General features: G+C 45.8%; 2 protein-coding genes. Both read right to left on the bottom strand.

Annotated elements, in window-relative coordinates; translation table 11 throughout:
- Window positions 1–130 precede the first annotated feature (130 nt).
- Window positions 131–475 (bottom strand): type II toxin-antitoxin system RelE/ParE family toxin, encoded by a 345-nt coding sequence (locus tag KDK14_RS00500; RefSeq protein ID WP_257263055.1) that lies wholly within the window; start codon window positions 473–475, stop codon window positions 131–133.
- 2 nt (window positions 476–477) lie between these two features.
- Entirely contained in the window at window positions 478–810 is a 333-nt protein-coding gene (locus tag KDK14_RS00495) for a type II toxin-antitoxin system Phd/YefM family antitoxin (RefSeq protein WP_257263054.1), read from the bottom strand.
- Window positions 811–1,112 lie beyond the last annotated feature (302 nt).

The following is a 1,112-nucleotide window of genomic DNA, read 5'->3' as shown; positions in this document are numbered from 1 at the left end:
TTGTGGCTCATTTGAAGCCGTTTTGGGAGCGGGGCGGACCATTCCATTAGGTCTTGATTCTTGAGAAACCGGGGTCAGGTCTTGATTCTTGAATTAAGTCAAGGAAAATTTTTAATAGCCGGAATAGGGTTCAAATCCTGAACAGCCTCTTTTGTAATAATGTGCTGAAATTTCTCCGCCCATCAACACAAAGCAATATCGCAACGGTGATGCCTTGGTTATTTTCTGTTGCGGCCTCAATCAGATAAATAATACGAAAAGGTTTCCTTGCCAGTTGCCGGTATTCGGTATTCCCGAATCGGGTCAATTCTGGAACTTGGGCTCCTTTATAGGGCTGTTCCTTGAGGCTTTGCAAGGCAGTATTAAAAGTCCTCCTTAATTTCACTGCCTGGGGTTTGCCAAAGTGGTCTCTGGTGTAAGCGATAATATCCAGTATGTCCTGTCGGGCATCCTGAGTGAGAATAACCTTTGTCATGGTTATTCTCCTTTACTATTTTGTGGTTCATTATCGTTATCGCCTCGGTTATTATCAGGAGCCTCATGCATCAGGAGCTGATCGATATCGGCCATTACACTGTCTGCCGCTATGGTTTGTTGGTCGGCCAGCTGTTGTTTGCCAAGGGCAAGCAGTTTTAACAGGGCGATATCTTCCTGCAGTGCCTCATAACTGTGGATATCCTGAATAACGGCTTTGGCTTCACCATTCTGGGTGATCACCAGTGGTTCACGGCTCTCTTGCAGCTGGTTCAGTACCTCGGCTGCGTTGGCTTTCAGGTAGCTGATGGGCTTGACTTGTTGTGAGAGTTTCATCCGTATGTCCTCCATGGTAAGACTTAATTAAGACTTTACATAGTCTAGTTGGTTTGCTGTCGTAGACAAACCTTTTGCGAGCGGAAAACCGGGGTCAGGTTTTGATTCTTGAATTAAGTCAAGGAAAATTTTTAATAGCCGTGAAAACCGGGGTCTAAATAGTCCGCCCCGCATTGCAAGGAAAAGTTTTCCATTATGACTAAAGAGTAATGCTTCCACTCTCATAATAGAGTCCGGCCTTTGGGTGAGGTCTCAATGTCTCTGGCCCTGATGGAATCCGCTCACTCCCACCTCATCAGGTC

Source organism: Endozoicomonas sp. ONNA2 (genome assembly GCF_024606365.1).
Lineage (GTDB): Bacteria > Pseudomonadota > Gammaproteobacteria > Pseudomonadales > Endozoicomonadaceae > Endozoicomonas.
Note: the sequence above shows the minus strand (reverse complement) of the source record. Positions and strands in the feature narration are given on the sequence as shown.

Bases quoted from the DNA above. Each gene is read 5' to 3' on its own strand.
- KDK14_RS00500 (WP_257263055.1), bottom strand. From the start codon at position 475: ATGACAAAGGTTATTCTCACTCAGGATGCCCGACAGGACATACTGGAT.
- KDK14_RS00495 (WP_257263054.1), bottom strand. From the start codon at position 810: ATGAAACTCTCACAACAAGTCAAGCCCATCAGCTACCTGAAAGCCAAC.